Below are 14,456 nucleotides of genomic sequence, written 5' to 3'. Positions count from 1 at the left end.
AGCTCCGTGCTGCCGTTCGACTTGCATGTGTAAGGCATGCCGCCAGCGTTCAATCTGAGCCAGGATCAAACTCTTCAGTTTAATCTCTGTTACTTTGCCATTTTATTGGCACCGTCTTGCGACGGGTCGCTCACTCAAAAAACTGACAGGCCACTACTTTCGTAGCGCCTATTTCATTATTTCTTGTGAACATTTGATATTTTAAGTTTTACAGCGATCCGAAAATCGCTGCTGCACTTACATCAAATGCCCACACTTATCGACTGTTAATTGTTAAAGAACTGTATTCGGTACTGCTTTCGCGCTATCGACAAAGCGTTGTGTTTGTCAGCTGCGAAGAAGGAAGAGTATGAAGCATTTCGCTAAATCCGTCAACTCCTTCTTTTCCCTACCTTACTCAGCATTTGCATGCGTCGTTCAGCGAGGGGGCGAATTATAGCCAAGGTGCCGCGGCTCCGCAAGGGCCATTTATGGCAACACGAATGACTTCACCAGGGTCAGCTCGCCAGCGGCCCGCATCGGCACCTGGAAGCTCTGCAGCTTTTCACGCGGCGTGCCTTCGTTGGTAATGACCGATATGCGGGCGACGGTCAGCATGGCGGTGTTCTCGCCGCTGCCGTAGTAATTCACATAGACGTGATAATTGCCCTTCAGGGGCGCCGCGCTGGAAAAGATCTCCGGGCCATACCCGGTGGTCACGTCCACATCCAGCGCGCCGCCATCTTTCAAGACGCGATTGCCGTACCAGGCGTGGCCACCGTCCGGCGTGACCACGTGCATATCGAGGTCGGTGCCGGCGCTGTCCCACGACAGCACGACGCGCAAGCGCGCCTGGGTCTTGCCCTGGTAGCTGTCGACGAACTGGGTGCGCGCGCGACTCCTGCCATCGGGCGAGCGCACTTCCACGCTGTTCGAGCCGCTGCCGAAGCCATAGGGACGGCCGTAGCTGCCATCCTCACCCACTTCCATCGGCATCGCCACGCCATTGACCACCAAAGTAGCCGGCTTGCCCTTGACGGCGCCGGCGATGCGCCCCCGTATCTGCGCCGTTTCGGCCTGGCCCGGCTGCAGGTTGACCGACGCGGCGGGGTAGTTGACCGCTTGCGTGTATTCCTCGCTAGCGCCGGCCGAATTGCGCCAGCCACTCTTGGGGGCATCGATGGTGACCTGGGCCTGCGCCCAGAGTGGCAATAGCATCAGGGGAATCGCGCAACGGATATAAAAACTCACAGGGCCTCCAGGTTAAGGTCGACGAGCCGGCGGGCCAGCCGCTCGACATATTCTTCGTCCTGGCCGCGCGGATGGTTGCGCAGGCCAAGATGCAGGTATTCATGGACCAGGGTGATGCGGTCTTCGCGCGTGGCCAGTGGCCGCATGTAGATGCGGTTGCGCGACTGCTCCGAATACGGCGCGCCGCTCTGCAAGGCGCAGACCAGCGGCGCTTGCGGCGGCGCCTCGTAGCCGGCCTCGCGCAGCAGCACGCGCTGCCAGCGCGGCACGGACCGCGCCAGCCAATCCTCGTTCTGCGCCAGGCGCCGGCAACGCGCGCCCGTATTGCCAAAGGTGCTCAGCGCGCCGCCGGGATAGGCCGTCGCCAGCACTTCATCATAGTGCTTACCTTGTTTCGCCTGGCGCACCGCCTCACTCCACGCCATGGTCCCCTTGGACGCCTGGTTGCTGTGATAGCGCACGGTGACGCCATCGACGATCAATTGGTCGGTCCAGCGCGCAATCGCCAGCGCCGCCGGCGTGGCCGGGCTGGGACTGACGCGCTGGGTCGCGCTGCTGTCTGCAATCTGCTGGCAGCCCGCCACCGTCACCGCGTTCTGCTGCAGATACGTGCGCGCGGCGATTGCCAGCGCCTTGGCCGCTTCCGGCTCGCCAGTACTCGCTTCGCGATCGAGCACGCGCGCCACATATTCATTGACGCCAAAGCGGCCGCGCAATTGCGGGCGGCCGCCCTTCTCTTGTAGCAGCATCAGTTCACCGCTGCTGCGCAAGGCCAGGTTCTGGCCATTGTCGAACTGCACATGGTAGCGGCCATTCAGCGGCCCAACCGGAGCCACGCCACGCTCGCCGCGCACGGCGCGAATCGGATAGCGCTTGAAGTAATCGACCACCACACAGCCGCCATCGTCGGCCGCGCCCACTTTCGGCAAGCTGGCGGCCAGCCTGGGCGCCCACTGTTCAAAGACATTGCTGCTGCCGCCCGCGCCGCCAAACCAGATCGGCGTACCGTCGGCCAGCCAGCCGGCCGCGCCGCCGATACGTTCGTCCGCCCGGCGCTGCTCGTGCCAGGAATACGTTTTGACGCGCAGCTGGCTGCCGAACCAGCGTGCCGTACCCGCGCCGCGCCCATCGAGCACCACGCGCAGCAGCGCCGCTTCCGCGTCCACGCGGCTGGCGGCCGGGATGCTGTCGAGCGCGCGCAGCAGACTGTCCAGGCGCACCGTGCGCTTTGGTGCCAGCTGCGCGGGATCCGCCAGCCAGGCAAAGTCCCCTGCCGGCGCGCTACCCAGGCGGCCGGTCCAGTATTTGCGCCACGGGATGGCCGTGATCAGCAGCCGCCCAGGCGAGAAAAATGGGCCGCACGATTGCGCCAGAGCCGCGTCGTGGCCGATGCTCTGGCCCGCATCGCAGCAATACACTTCTTCCGGATCGCGGCCGCCGCAGCGGTAATCGGGCATCGCCACCTTGTTATCACTCGCATACACATACACGAACAGCTTCCACAGGCTGGCCAGGGGCACTTGCCGCGCGCCGTCAAACGGCGGCGGCGCCGTACCGCCCTGGCGCAGCTGCCGCACTTCGATTTTGCCGTCACGCCACCAGGCCACATCCAAGGAGGCCGAAAAAGCGGGCGTCGCCAGCAGCGTGGCAAGCATCAAGGCCGGACGTACAAAGCCCATCACTCGACCTTCAATGCGCGCGTGGTCTTGCCGCCGCCTTCGAAGGCTTTCTGCTCCGGCTGATACATGCGGTAAAAGCGCGCCGGCGGCAGCACGTAACTGCCCTTCTGCGCAAAGCGCAGCAAATGACGCACCGTCACCTCGCCGGCCAAAGGCTCGACCGGCGCGGCGTAGCCGTCGCGGCGCTCGGTGTGACGCGCGCGTTCCAGCGCGGCAGGCTTGTCGCCCGCCATGACCATGCCCCAGGTGGTCGATTCGACCATGGCGCCCGGCGGCAGCGCCACTTCCAGCAAGCCAAAACGGTGCTTCGCGCCCGGCGCCGCTTTCAAGGTAATTTCATCGAGGTAGAGCGCGTCCGTGCTGAGCGCCTCGCCCGGCTTGACCAGCTCCGTCGTGTAGCCGCCCTTGCCCGCCTTCATGCGCAGGATGCGCCGTTCAACGGCAACCGGCAAGGTTGGCGCTTCGGCGGCGTGGCTGTCATACTGCAGCACGGCCACCGTGCCGGCCGGCGCCGCGGTCGATGCGGCGAGACGCAATTTATCGGGAATACTCTTGGTATCGCTCCAGCGCCAGACCGGCTGGCCGCCGCGGCTGTCGCGTTTTTGCCAGGCGCCGTCCAGCGTGACGGCCGGCCCCTTGCCGAACGATGCACCGCCCAGCTTCTTTTGCACCCACATCAAGGTCATCGCGCGGTCCAGTGTCGGCATCTCGGCGCGCACGCCGGCCAGCACCACCTCGGCCTGGGTAGCCGGTACTTCACCGGCCAGCATCAGCAAGGCCTGCGCTACCGGCGCTTTCGATACACTCAGCACCTGCCATGCGCTGGCCACTTGCAGCTGCAGCGAATGCGGCAGGGCGATGCCGTTCTGGGCGGCGACCAGCGCCACCAGGCCCAACGACATCGCTTGCGCCTCGCGGTCAGAGGCACCGCCCAGCAGCAGGCTGCCCGTGTCGCCAGGTTGGCGCGGCTTGCCGCCCAGGACGGCGATGGCGCTGTCGTCCACCAAGCCCGCCGCCAGGGTCTGCGTCGGTAACCCCATCTCGCGCGCCATCCACAACACCAGTGCGCGGTCGCCCATCGCATCCTTCAAGCCATGTTCGCTGTAGACGGCCAGCAGCTTGTTCCAGTGCTCGGGCGGCAGCTCGATGCGCAGCGCGCGCGCCGCATACCAGTCCGCGTAATAAGCGTAGGCCGTCATCAGGGCATTGCCGGCCGTGGCATTGCCCCACCAGCCGAAGACGGCGTTCGGACCGGCCATGGACACCAGACGCAGGCGCTGCGCAGTGAGCAGCGTTTGCAGTCGCTCGCTTGCAGCACCCGCGTCCGGCCCCAGGCTTTGCGTGGCCAGCGCCAGCGGAATCAAGCGGCTGGCCGTCTGCTCCACGCAGCCATACGGATAGTCGATCAGGTCGTCGGCGATGCGCGCGAACTGGCTGGCTGCTCCTTGCGCGAACGAGATGCGGATATTGCGCGCGTCCGCGGGCAGCTTGAGTGGAATCTCACCCGTGACGCCATCAAGCGGCAGCACCAGCGAGCGCGGGCTGCTCCAGGCCGCGGGCAAGGTTTGCATGGCCGTGTCCAACGCGTCGACCAGTTTGCCATTCTGTTTCAGCTCCAGGCGCAGCGGTCCGTTACCTGCCGCCAGCGGAAATTCAACGTAATTGACGCCCGGTTTGGCGGTCAGTTTTTCCGTCTTCGCTTGCGTACCGCCTGCCCCGCCAGAGAGAACAACGTCGAGCGCCTGCTCCTTGCCCGTCTGGTTGAATACGGCCACCGAGGCACGCGGCGCATCGCCAGCGCGCATCCAGTCAGGCGCCGTCCACTTGGCATAGAAGTTTTTATCGGAACGCAGATAGGCGGTGCGCTGGCCGACGCGACCTTGGCTATCCATCGCGCGGCCCGTGATCCTCCAGCGGGTCAGCGCATCGGGCATGGTAAAACTCACGCGCGCATTGCCATTGACGTCGGTCTTCAGCGATGGCGCCCAGTAGGCCGTATCGATATTGTCGCGGCGTGGACGTTCGAGCACCTTGACGCCACGCTCGTTGTAATTGTGGCGTGCCGGTGCGCCTGCGGTGCGGCCCTGCGCCATGTCGTAGCTGATGAAAGACAGGCTGGCCGTGGTGCGCACGTTGTTGCGGCGCGGGTGATAGAAAAAGTCGCCGATGTCCGGCGCGATTTCCGGCTGCAGCACATAGATCATTTCATCGACCACGCCCAGCACCACCATCGTGCTCAAAGGCTTGCCGTCCAGCGTCGCCTTCACATCGAGCGTGACCTTCTCGCCCGGCTGGTAGACCTCCTTGTCCGCCTTGAACTGCAGCGCGATGCGCGGCTCGATCACTTGCAGGCCGGCGTTCTCGAAGACGAAGTCGCCATTGCGCGTGTACGCCACCGAGAACGTCATGTTCGGGCCATGCTCTTCTTTTACGGGGATGCGCACTCGCCACTGGCGCGGCGCCACGCGCTTCGCCTGGTACCAATCAGCGGCGCCGGCCATCAAGCCATGGTGCTCCACCTTGTCGCGTTCTAACGTGAACAGCGCCTGCTCGACCTTGTCGGAGAAGGTGATCAAGACTTCGGCCGTGTCGCCCGGACGATAGCGGGCGCGGTCCAGCACGATCTCGATGCTGCCCGGCGTCGTCTGCACGCCATCGCCCGACACCCAGTGGCTGGCGGCGGCCAGCAAGTTGCCACGCTCGTCGCGCAGCGCCAGCTGATACGAGCCCGAGGCGGGGAACGTCACGTCCCAGCCCTTGGCAGCCGGATCGAAGGCACCCTCGGTCTTGCTCTGTTTTTCCAGCTGCACCATTTCCCAGCGCACGGGCTTGGCCGCGCCCTGGCCATCGGCCAGCAAGTCGAAATGCACGCTTTGTCCCGGATCGGAAAACTGGCGCGTGGCTTTCAGCTGGTAGCTGCTGCTCGAGCGCTCTATCATCAGCTCGCGCGTCGCCTTGACGCGGTAGGCCGCACCATCGGTCGCCAGCACGGTCAGGATGTAGCGCGAAGGATCGGCGGCGGGCGGCAAAGTGAAGTCCACATTGCCGCTGCCGTCGCTCGTCACTTCCTCGGTCTTCAAGGCCACGGGGAACAGGCCGCTGTAACGCAGCTCGCCCTCGACCATGGTGTTTTGCTGGCCGCGCAGCGACAAGGTCATCTTCGCATTTTTCACGGGTTTGCCATCGGGGTAGCGCAGCGCGATGCTGCCCTTGACCGCCTCGCCCGTCTTGAATTCCGGTTTCGAGGGCTGGACGTTGATTTCAAAGTGCGGCTTGACGTATTCGGCCACGCGGAAGGCCGCGCCATACGCGCCATCCTTGTAATTGAAGCGCAGTTCATAGCCGCCGGCGGTCGCTTCCGTGGGCAGGCGGAAGCGCGTGTCGGCGCCCGTGTCGCCGGACAGCTGCAGCGTTTGCGTCAGCAGCGGCGTGCCATTCGGATTGAGCACGCTCAAGCTGATCGGCGCAGCGGCGGCTGCCTGCGAGTTGCGCGCGGAGGTGAATTCGCGGCCCAAAAACTTGACGTTGACCTCGTCGCCGGGCCGGTACAGGGGCCGGTCGGTCACCGCATAAATCTTGGTGTTATAGATTTCGCTGTCATAGTAAAAATTCTCGGATACGAACACGCCGCCGTCGCGGTCCTGGCCCAGCACATACGTGTGTTCCGGGCTGCCGCGCTCGAGCGAGGCGACGCCATCGACACCCGTGGTGGCCGACTGCAGCACGCCGGTGCCGTCCGTCCATGCCACATTGGCGCCGGCCACGGCGGCGCTGTTGTCGCGCCGCGCCGTCCACACCAGCATCTGGCCGGACGAGACCTTGGTGACGGCCACCGTGTCCGACACGAATACCAGGGTGGTGGCACGATGCTCGCCGATGATCGCTTCGATCAGGTACAAGCCCGGCTTGCGTTTGCCCAGCGGTATCATCACGTTGCCGGCGCCGGCGACGATGAAGTCGCTGCTGGACCCATCGAGCTTGACGCCTTTGGGTGGCGCGATGGCCTTGGCTTGCCAGATCGGATAGCGGAAGCTGTCGACCAGCTCCATGCCCTTGATCGGCTTGTACTGCGGATGGTTGGCGAACACGGTGCGCCGGCGGATGGCGTCATTCGTCGCCAGCTGCGGCTGTTCTTTGGTAACGGCCAGGCGCGCGTCGCCGGAAAACAGCTTGCGCCAGGCCAGGCGCGACTGCTTCCACCAGCGATCCCACAAAAAGCTCAAGGTGTTGGCCAGGCCTTCGCCCTGGTAATTGCCCTCGACCTGGATGCGGTGCAAATTGCGCTGCTTTTTCAGGAATTCCATTGGTTCGGGCACGCGATAGACGACGATGTCGGCGCCCGAATACACTTCCAGGTTCATGCGCCCCATGTCGCGGCCCGGCACTTCCAGGCGCACGCGCGCTTCATCCAGACTGCCGTAGCTGGCGTCCGACAGCAGGAAGAACGGTTCGCCCTTGAAGGTGGCGTAGTTGCTCGGCTCGCGTTCCTGCGCGGAGGCGCTGCCCAGCGTGAGTAGCGCGAGAAGGCCCATAAATAGCAGCTTCATGATAAAAACGCCAGCCGGAACACCCCGGCGAAATTGGGATTGTTGACCACAGGTTGCCACCGCGTGTCCTTCCAGCTCGTAAGTTCTTTGATATCGACGGTCCGCAGACCATTGTCGTCGGGGGTGACGGTGCCGGTGTGGTAGGCGATGCGCGCCCCCATCCAGACCATCAGATGCTGTTCGTCGCCCTGGTCGAAAAACAGCAGGTCGCCGGGCAACGCCTGGCTGATTTCGCGGGCGATGAAACGGCTGTTGTGCTGCACCAGCGCCAGCGCCGTGACGAAGTGGCCGACCTGGCCGCCCGTCTGTACCCAGCGGTTGCGCAAGGCGGCCTGGGACGCACTCAATTCCAGCTCGGGCGGCAGGCGCCGGTCGCTGGCGATGCCGTTCGCATGCAGCCATTTCGCGTCATGCACAGTCAATGCTTCGTTGACGGCAAAACGCACCAGGCCGGCGCAATCGCGGTGCGTCCAGCGCGGCGACGGCCCCCGTTCGATCTGCGCGTTGACGATGCGCAACATCCAGGCCTGGAAGGCGCGGCTCTGCGCCTGCGACAGCTGCACCTGCGGTTCGGCGGCCGCGCGCAAGGCCCAGGCAGGCATTGCCACGGTGACGGCGCAAGCCGCCAGCGATCGCAAGGCGGCACGGCGCGCATGCCGCCCATGCCACAGCGTCATCGCGCCGTCTCCTGCCATTCCAGCGTTTCCCATGACGTGCCGCTGGCTGGCTGCCGCTTGAGCACCATGCGCAGCGGCGGGTATTTTTTCAAGGCGTTCAGGCGCGGCACCAGGTGTTCGTTGGCGGCTGCGCGCAGTACCGGTTCGTTATTCGCCGGCAGGGTGTCGAAGGCTTCCAGCTGGATCAGCCGGGCCAGCGACGCCGGCGCGATCAGGCCGATCGTGCGCGCGCCATCGGGCAGCAGGTCGCTGGCGGCCGGCGCCTGCTTGCGGCGCACGGCCAGTACCTGGTCCACCAGCTTGCCGTCGGCGGAAAAAACGACGGTATTGCCGGCTACGGCCAGTGCCGGCGTGGACTGGCCCAGCGCTGTGGCGACGCTGCGCTCCCAGCGAACGGCGCCATCTTTACCTGTCGTTTTGCGCACGGGGTCCTTGCCGCCGATGGCTGCTTCGAACAGGCTGCCATAGACAGCGTCATCGCCGGCCTGCGCACTGCGCGTGGCCACGAACACGGGCGTATGCAGGCGCGAGCTACCGTACCAGCAGGCGGCGGCAGGCCCTTGCAAGTGTTCGGCCAGCGGCGCCACCGGCTCCGAGGTCTTGCTGCCCAGGCGTTTGAGCACGGGCTGCAGCGCGGTCCAGTCGACCGGCACGCTGAAACAGGCGCTCGGGTTGTGCGGCAGCTGCGGCCACAAGGCGCTGCTGTCATAGCCGCCGTTTTTCAGTTTATCGGCATTGAGCAGCACCTTCGATTGCCAGGCGCCCTGTTGAAAGTCGAAGCGCAACGCTTCGAGCGCGCCAAAGAAGGGCTGGTAGCCGAACGACAGGAAATCGGCCTTGACGGCGATGCTGTGCCCCTCGGGCGCGGCGCCGTCGAGATGGAACTGCGGATGAAAAACGTTTTGTTTGGCCGCTTCCGGCGCCAGCAGGCTGGCCACGGTTTTCTCGGCCGTGCCATCGCCATGCTTGCCATCGCTGCCGCCATACAGCATGCCGGGATGGGACAGGATGACCAGGCGCTGGCCGTGCGCGGCAAACAGCAAGGTGCGCTGATAGGCATAGTTCAGCGCGTAGACGGGCACGCTGTCGCCATCGACGCGCAAGCTGCCGGCCACGCGCATCTGCGTATCCTTCAAGGCGATCTTGCCCGCTTCCTCCAGCAAACGCGTGAGCTGGCTGCGCGACACGGCAATGGCAAAGTGCTTGAGCGAGCCGTCGGCATCGCGCCACAAGGCCACTTCCGCCGGCTGATCCAGCACCATGCGCAGCAGCTGGTCGCCCCAGCCCAATTCATGCTCATAAGCGATGCGGCGCAAACTGCCCTTGAGGCCCAGCCGGTCTTCGCTCTGCTCGTAATAGAACAGGAAATCCTCGCGCAGCACGTCGCGCGCCAGCGGCACCGTCAGCAAGTCGCGCGGCAAGGCCGACAGGCTTTTCGTGCGGACCAGCGCGTCGGGCCGCGACAAATCGAGCTTCAAGCCGTTGACCGGCCCCATCGCGCCCCAGCCGAAGACCCGGTAACCGACCAGCGCGGCGGCTACCACGGCCACCCCGGCCAGCGTCCCGACCAGGACTTTTTTATTGAGTACTTTTTTCGCCAGCACCGTGTATCCCTTTACCCTGCCGCAGCATTGACAAGTTAGTAATTATTGACAAATGGTAACATGGCATTTGTGGCCGCAGCGCACAGCTGACGCGACAGCGTAAAATAGCGGTTTCGCCGTTTCCATCGCCGCCATGACCATCCTGCTCTCCACCCTGAACGCCCGCTACACCCACGCCTCGCTGGGATTGCGCTATTTGCTGGCCAATATGGGGCCGCTGCAAGCGCAGACGCGGCTGCAGGAATTCGTCATCGGCACGAAAACCACGGAGCTGGTCGAGCGCATCCTCGTCAACAAGCCGCGCATCATCGGTTTTGGCGTATACATATGGAACGTCGAGGAAACAACCAAACTGGTGGCCATGCTCAAGAGGGTGGCGCCCGAGGTCATCATCGTGCTGGGCGGGCCGGAAGTGTCGCATGAGGCGGGCGAGCAGGAAATCGTCAAACTGGCCGATTACCTGATCACGGGCTGGGGCGACGTCACCTTCCCCAAGCTGTGCGGCGAGATCCTCAACGGACCAAAACCGCTGATGAAGATCCATGCGGGCGTGCAAGCGCCGCTGGCGGAACTGCAACTACCCTACTCCTTGTATACAGACGACGATATCCGCCACCGCACGATTTACGTGGAAGCGTCGCGCGGCTGTCCGTTCAAGTGCGAGTTCTGCCTGTCGGCGCTGGACAAGACGGCCTGGCCCTTTGCGCTGGAAAATTTCCTGGCCGAAATGGAATCCCTGCATGCGCGCGGCGCGCGCCTGTTCAAGTTCGTCGACCGCACCTTCAACCTGAATATCAAGACCAGCTTGAAGATCATGCAGTTCTTCCTGGACAAGATCGAGGCAAATCCCGATGATCCGATCTACGCCCACTTCGAGCTGGTGCCCGACCACCTGCCTGATGCCTTGAAGGAAGGCATCAGCAAGTTCCCGCCCGGCGCGCTGCAGTTCGAGATCGGCATCCAGAGTTTCAATCCGGACGTGCAATCGCGGGTCAGCCGCAAGCAGGATAATCAAAAGGCGGCCGACAATATCCGCTGGCTTTGCGAAAAATCAAACGCCCACCTGCATGTGGACTTGATCGCCGGCTTGCCGGGCGAGGATGAAGCGAGCTTCGCGGCTGGTTTCAACAAGCTGGTGGCCTTGAAACCGCATGAAATTCAGTTCGGCATCTTAAAGCGGCTGCGCGGCACGCCCATCATTCGCCATACGGAAAACTATGGCATGGTGTTCGACCCGCACCCGCCGTACACCATCCTGGCGAATAAACAGCTCGATTTCATGAGCATGCAGCGCCTGGTGCGCTTCGCCCGCTACTGGGACCTGGTCGCCAACTCGGGCCGCTTCGCCAATACGGTGCAATGGATGCTGGGCGACGCGCCGTTTGAAAACTTCATGGATTTTTCGAACTGGCTGTACGCCCACACGGACGCCACCCACCGCATCGCCATGGAACGCCTGGCCAAGCTGGTGGCGCAATGGCTGCAGACGCGCGGCATGAGCGCGGTCGAGGCCAACGCCCTCGTAGCCAGCGACTATGCGGGCGGCGCGCAAGCGGCCGCACATGCCAAGCCAGCCGAAGTGAGTACTGGCAACGCCAAGCTGCGCCCGGACGTCGCCTTGCCGCAGCGACAGGCGCGCCACCTGGCGTCCTGAGGGGCCGGCGATTGAACAGCGGTGGCGGTCTGCGCCATTCTCCCTTAAACTGGCACGATGCCGACTGTACAATCGCCGAAACTGACCCTCTCCCAGACCAGCTCCCAACAGGGAGCCCTTGTCACTGCCAGCGGCACCTGGCAGGTGCACGCGCTGGCGCATGACAATGCCATCAAGGCCATCGATGCCCAGCTCAAGCCCTTGCAGGGCGATGCCAAGGTGCAATGGGACCTGTCGGCCATCGACAGCATGGACCATATCGGCGCCCAGCTGTTCTGGAATGCCTGGGGCAAGCAGCGCCCGGCGCAGCTGACCCTGGCGCCATCGCAGGAAGAGTTTTTCCGGCGCATCGAAGAAACGGGGCCGTTGGAAACGCCGCCCTCGCGCGCCAACCGCCTCACGCCCGTGATGAAGCTGGGCATGGCCATCCTGCTGTTTTTCGAGCATTTGAAGGGTTTTATTGCCCTCGTCGGCCAGGTGACACAGGATATCGGCCGCTTCGCGCGCCATCCCATGCGCGGGCCATGGCGTGAAATTTCCGCCAATATCTTCCATGCGGGCTTCCAGGCGCTGGGCATCACGGCCCTGGTCGGCTTTCTGATCGGCGTCGTGCTGTCATATTTGTCCGCACAGCAGCTGCGCGCCTTTGGCGGCGACATCTACCTGGTCAACCTGCTGGGCATGAGCGTCATCCGCGAACTGGGGCCTTTGTTGGCCGCCATCCTCGTGGCTGGCCGCTCCGGTTCATCCATCACGGCGCAGCTGGGCGTCATGCGCGTCACGGAAGAGCTCGATGCCATGCTGGTGATGGGCATTTCGCACGGTTTCCGCCTGATCATGCCAAAAGTGCTGGCCCTGGCCATTTCCATGCCCCTGCTCGTCATCTGGACGGATACGGCCGCGCTGATCGGCGGCATGGTGGCGGCCAAGGTGGAACTGAACCTGTCGGCGCGCTATTTCATCCAGAAACTGCCCGATGCCGTGCCGCTGGCCAACTACATGATCGGCCTGGGCAAGGGCGTGATTTTCGGCATGCTGATCGCGCTCGTTTCGTGCCACTTCGGCCTGCGCATCAAGGCCAACACGGAAAGCCTGGGACACGGCACCACCACCGCCGTCGTCACGGCCATCACCGTCGTGATCCTGGCCGACGCCGTGTTCGCCATCGTCTTCAATGGAGTGGGCTACTGATGACGGACGATACCGAAATCGCTTGCAAGGTGAGCGAAGGCAACGGGGGGCAGTTCAACCTGCATGGCAGCGCACCCGTGGTGGAAATCACCAATCTGTGGACCAAGTTCGGCCGTACCGTCGTGCACCAGGACTTGAACCTGGAAATCGAACGGGGCGAGATCCTTTCCATCGTGGGCGGCTCCGGCACGGGCAAGACGGTGCTGCTGCGCCAGATGCTGGGCCTGGAACATCCGGCGCGCGGCTGCGTCAAAGTGTTTGGCGAAGATATCAACCAGGCAAGTTCTGACCAGTTGCAACAGTTGCGCAACCACTGGGGCATGCTGTTCCAGCAAGGCGCCCTGTATTCGGCCCTGACCGTGTTCGACAATGTGGCCCAGCCGATGCGCGAATTGCGCGTGCTGCCCGAAGCGCTGGTGCACGACGCGGTACTATTAAAAATGAATATGGTGGGCCTGGGCCCGGAACATGCGCTCAAGATGCCGTCGGACTTGTCTGGCGGCATGATCAAGCGTGTGGCCCTGGCGCGCGCCTTGGCGCTGGAACCGAAATTATTATTCCTCGACGAACCCACGGCGGGCCTGGACCCTGACCTGTCGGAAAGTTTTGTTGCCCTGATCCAGTCGCTGCACCGCGAGCTGGGCTTGACGGTGGTGATGGTCACGCATGACCTCGACACTTTGTTCGCCCTGTCCACGCGCATCGCCGTGCTGGCGGAAAAACACGTGATCGCCATCGGCCCCACGCGCGAGGTGATCGAAGTCGACCACCCGTTCATCAAGCAATTTTTCCTCGGCGACCGCGGCAAGCGCGCGCTGGCCGTCCTCGATGAGAAACAGGCGGCGGTAGCGGGCAAGGCGGCGCAGCCAGGCGACGACGCCGGCACAGACAAGAAAGCGGAGAAGTAATGGAAAACAGATCACATGCCCTGATGACGGGATTTTTTACACTCACCTTGCTGGTGGCCGCGATTCTGTTCGGCGTCTGGTTCAACCGCGACCGCGTGGAACGGGTGCCTTACCTGCTCGCCACCACCCTGTCCGTGCCGGGCCTGAACCCGCAGGCCACCGTGCGCTACCGGGGCCTGGAAGTGGGCAAGGTCGACGCCATCGACTTCGACACGCAAAAGGCGGGGCAAATCCTCGTGCACATCAGCGTGGCGCCCGACACCCCCGTCACCAATACCACTTTTGCCACCCTCGGCTACCAGGGCGTGACGGGCATCGCCTACATCCAGCTCGACGATGAACACGTGGGCTCGAAACTGCTGGGCACCAGCAAGGACAAGCCGTCGCAGATTCCCCTGCGCGCGGGCTTGCTCGACCAGCTGGAAAAGCGCGGCAAGCGCATCCTCGACCAGGCCGAACAGATCACCAACAAGGTGAATAATCTGCTCAGCCCCGACAACCAGGCGGCCATGCTGGGCGCCTTCACGGAAGTGGGCAAGGCGGCCAAGGCCTTTGGCGCCATTCCGCAACAGCTGGAGCCGACCCTGACGCAATTGCCGCAACTGACGGAACAAACGCGGCAAACCTTGACGGCCGTCAGTACGGCCAGCAAGAACGTGTCGGACTTGACGGCCACGTGGAAAAAGCTGGGCAACGACATCCAGGCGCCCGGCGGCGTGCTCGACAAGGTCAATGGCACGGTCGACCGGGTCGGCACTTCCGTGGAAACGGTGGCCAATGGCGTGTCGCTGGAAGTGCTGCCGCAAGTAATCGAGCTGAGCGGCGAAGCGCGTTCCTCGATGCGCGCCCTGAAAACCACCATGAGCACGCTCAATGAACAGCCGCAGAGCATCTTGTTCGGCGCCCCAGACATCCCGCCCGGCCCGGGCGAGCCCGGTTTTTCGGCACCGGGCAAATAAGGAGAAC

The 14,456-nt window shown here is 63.8% G+C and carries 9 protein-coding genes and 1 rRNA gene; 4 read left to right on the top strand and 6 right to left on the bottom strand.

Annotated features, from left to right (window positions below; genetic code table 11):
- The 6 genes from KO539_RS24045 to KO539_RS24020 all read right to left on the bottom strand — a co-directional run.
- Positions 1-81, bottom strand: a 16S ribosomal RNA gene (locus KO539_RS24045); the annotation flags it as partial.
- Positions 82-468: 387 nt separating this feature from the next.
- The gene (locus KO539_RS24040) at positions 469-1,197 is read right to left on the bottom strand and encodes a YfaP family protein (RefSeq protein WP_176389455.1); all 729 of its coding nucleotides are present in this window, start codon (positions 1,195-1,197) and stop codon (positions 469-471) included.
- A gap of 29 nt (positions 1,198-1,226) precedes the next feature.
- Positions 1,227-2,909, bottom strand: coding sequence for a DUF2300 domain-containing protein (locus tag KO539_RS24035; RefSeq protein ID WP_219312191.1), 1,683 nt, complete (start codon positions 2,907-2,909; stop codon positions 1,227-1,229).
- Positions 2,909-7,456 carry an alpha-2-macroglobulin gene (locus KO539_RS24030; protein ID WP_257626424.1) on the bottom strand — a complete coding sequence of 1,516 codons (4,548 nt, stop codon included), beginning with the start codon at positions 7,454-7,456 and terminating at the stop codon, positions 2,909-2,911. Before KO539_RS24030 ends, KO539_RS24035 begins: the two co-directional genes overlap by 1 nt.
- Positions 7,453-8,133, bottom strand: coding sequence for a DUF1175 family protein (locus KO539_RS24025; RefSeq protein WP_219312189.1), 681 nt, complete (start codon positions 8,131-8,133; stop codon positions 7,453-7,455). Before KO539_RS24025 ends, KO539_RS24030 begins: the two co-directional genes overlap by 4 nt.
- Positions 8,130-9,737, bottom strand: a complete 1,608-nt coding sequence (locus tag KO539_RS24020; RefSeq protein ID WP_219312188.1) for a DUF2138 family protein — start codon at positions 9,735-9,737, stop codon at positions 8,130-8,132. Before KO539_RS24020 ends, KO539_RS24025 begins: the two co-directional genes overlap by 4 nt.
- Before the next feature lie 133 nt (positions 9,738-9,870).
- Between KO539_RS24020 and KO539_RS24015 the strand changes: the two genes are divergently transcribed.
- From KO539_RS24015 to KO539_RS24000, 4 genes are read left to right on the top strand one after another with little or no spacing between them, the layout of a single operon-like run.
- Complete coding sequence (locus tag KO539_RS24015; protein ID WP_219312186.1) at positions 9,871-11,391, top strand: B12-binding domain-containing radical SAM protein; 1,521 nt, start codon at positions 9,871-9,873, stop codon at positions 11,389-11,391.
- A gap of 57 nt (positions 11,392-11,448) precedes the next feature.
- Positions 11,449-12,582, top strand: coding sequence for an ABC transporter permease (locus tag KO539_RS24010; protein WP_219312184.1), 1,134 nt, complete (start codon positions 11,449-11,451; stop codon positions 12,580-12,582).
- Positions 12,582-13,490 (top strand): ABC transporter ATP-binding protein, encoded by a 909-nt coding sequence (locus tag KO539_RS24005; RefSeq protein WP_176389450.1) that lies wholly within the window; start codon positions 12,582-12,584, stop codon positions 13,488-13,490. The genes KO539_RS24010 and KO539_RS24005 overlap by 1 nt, the downstream gene beginning before the upstream one ends.
- The gene (locus KO539_RS24000) at positions 13,490-14,449 is read left to right on the top strand and encodes an MlaD family protein (RefSeq protein ID WP_035822902.1); all 960 of its coding nucleotides are present in this window, start codon (positions 13,490-13,492) and stop codon (positions 14,447-14,449) included. Before KO539_RS24005 ends, KO539_RS24000 begins: the two co-directional genes overlap by 1 nt.
- Positions 14,450-14,456 lie beyond the last annotated feature (7 nt).

The sequence above is a fragment of the Janthinobacterium sp. NKUCC06_STL genome, from assembly GCF_019345455.1.
Classification (GTDB): Bacteria; Pseudomonadota; Gammaproteobacteria; order Burkholderiales; family Burkholderiaceae_D; genus Janthinobacterium; species Janthinobacterium rivuli.
This window is presented reverse-complemented; position numbering and strand designations above follow the sequence as displayed.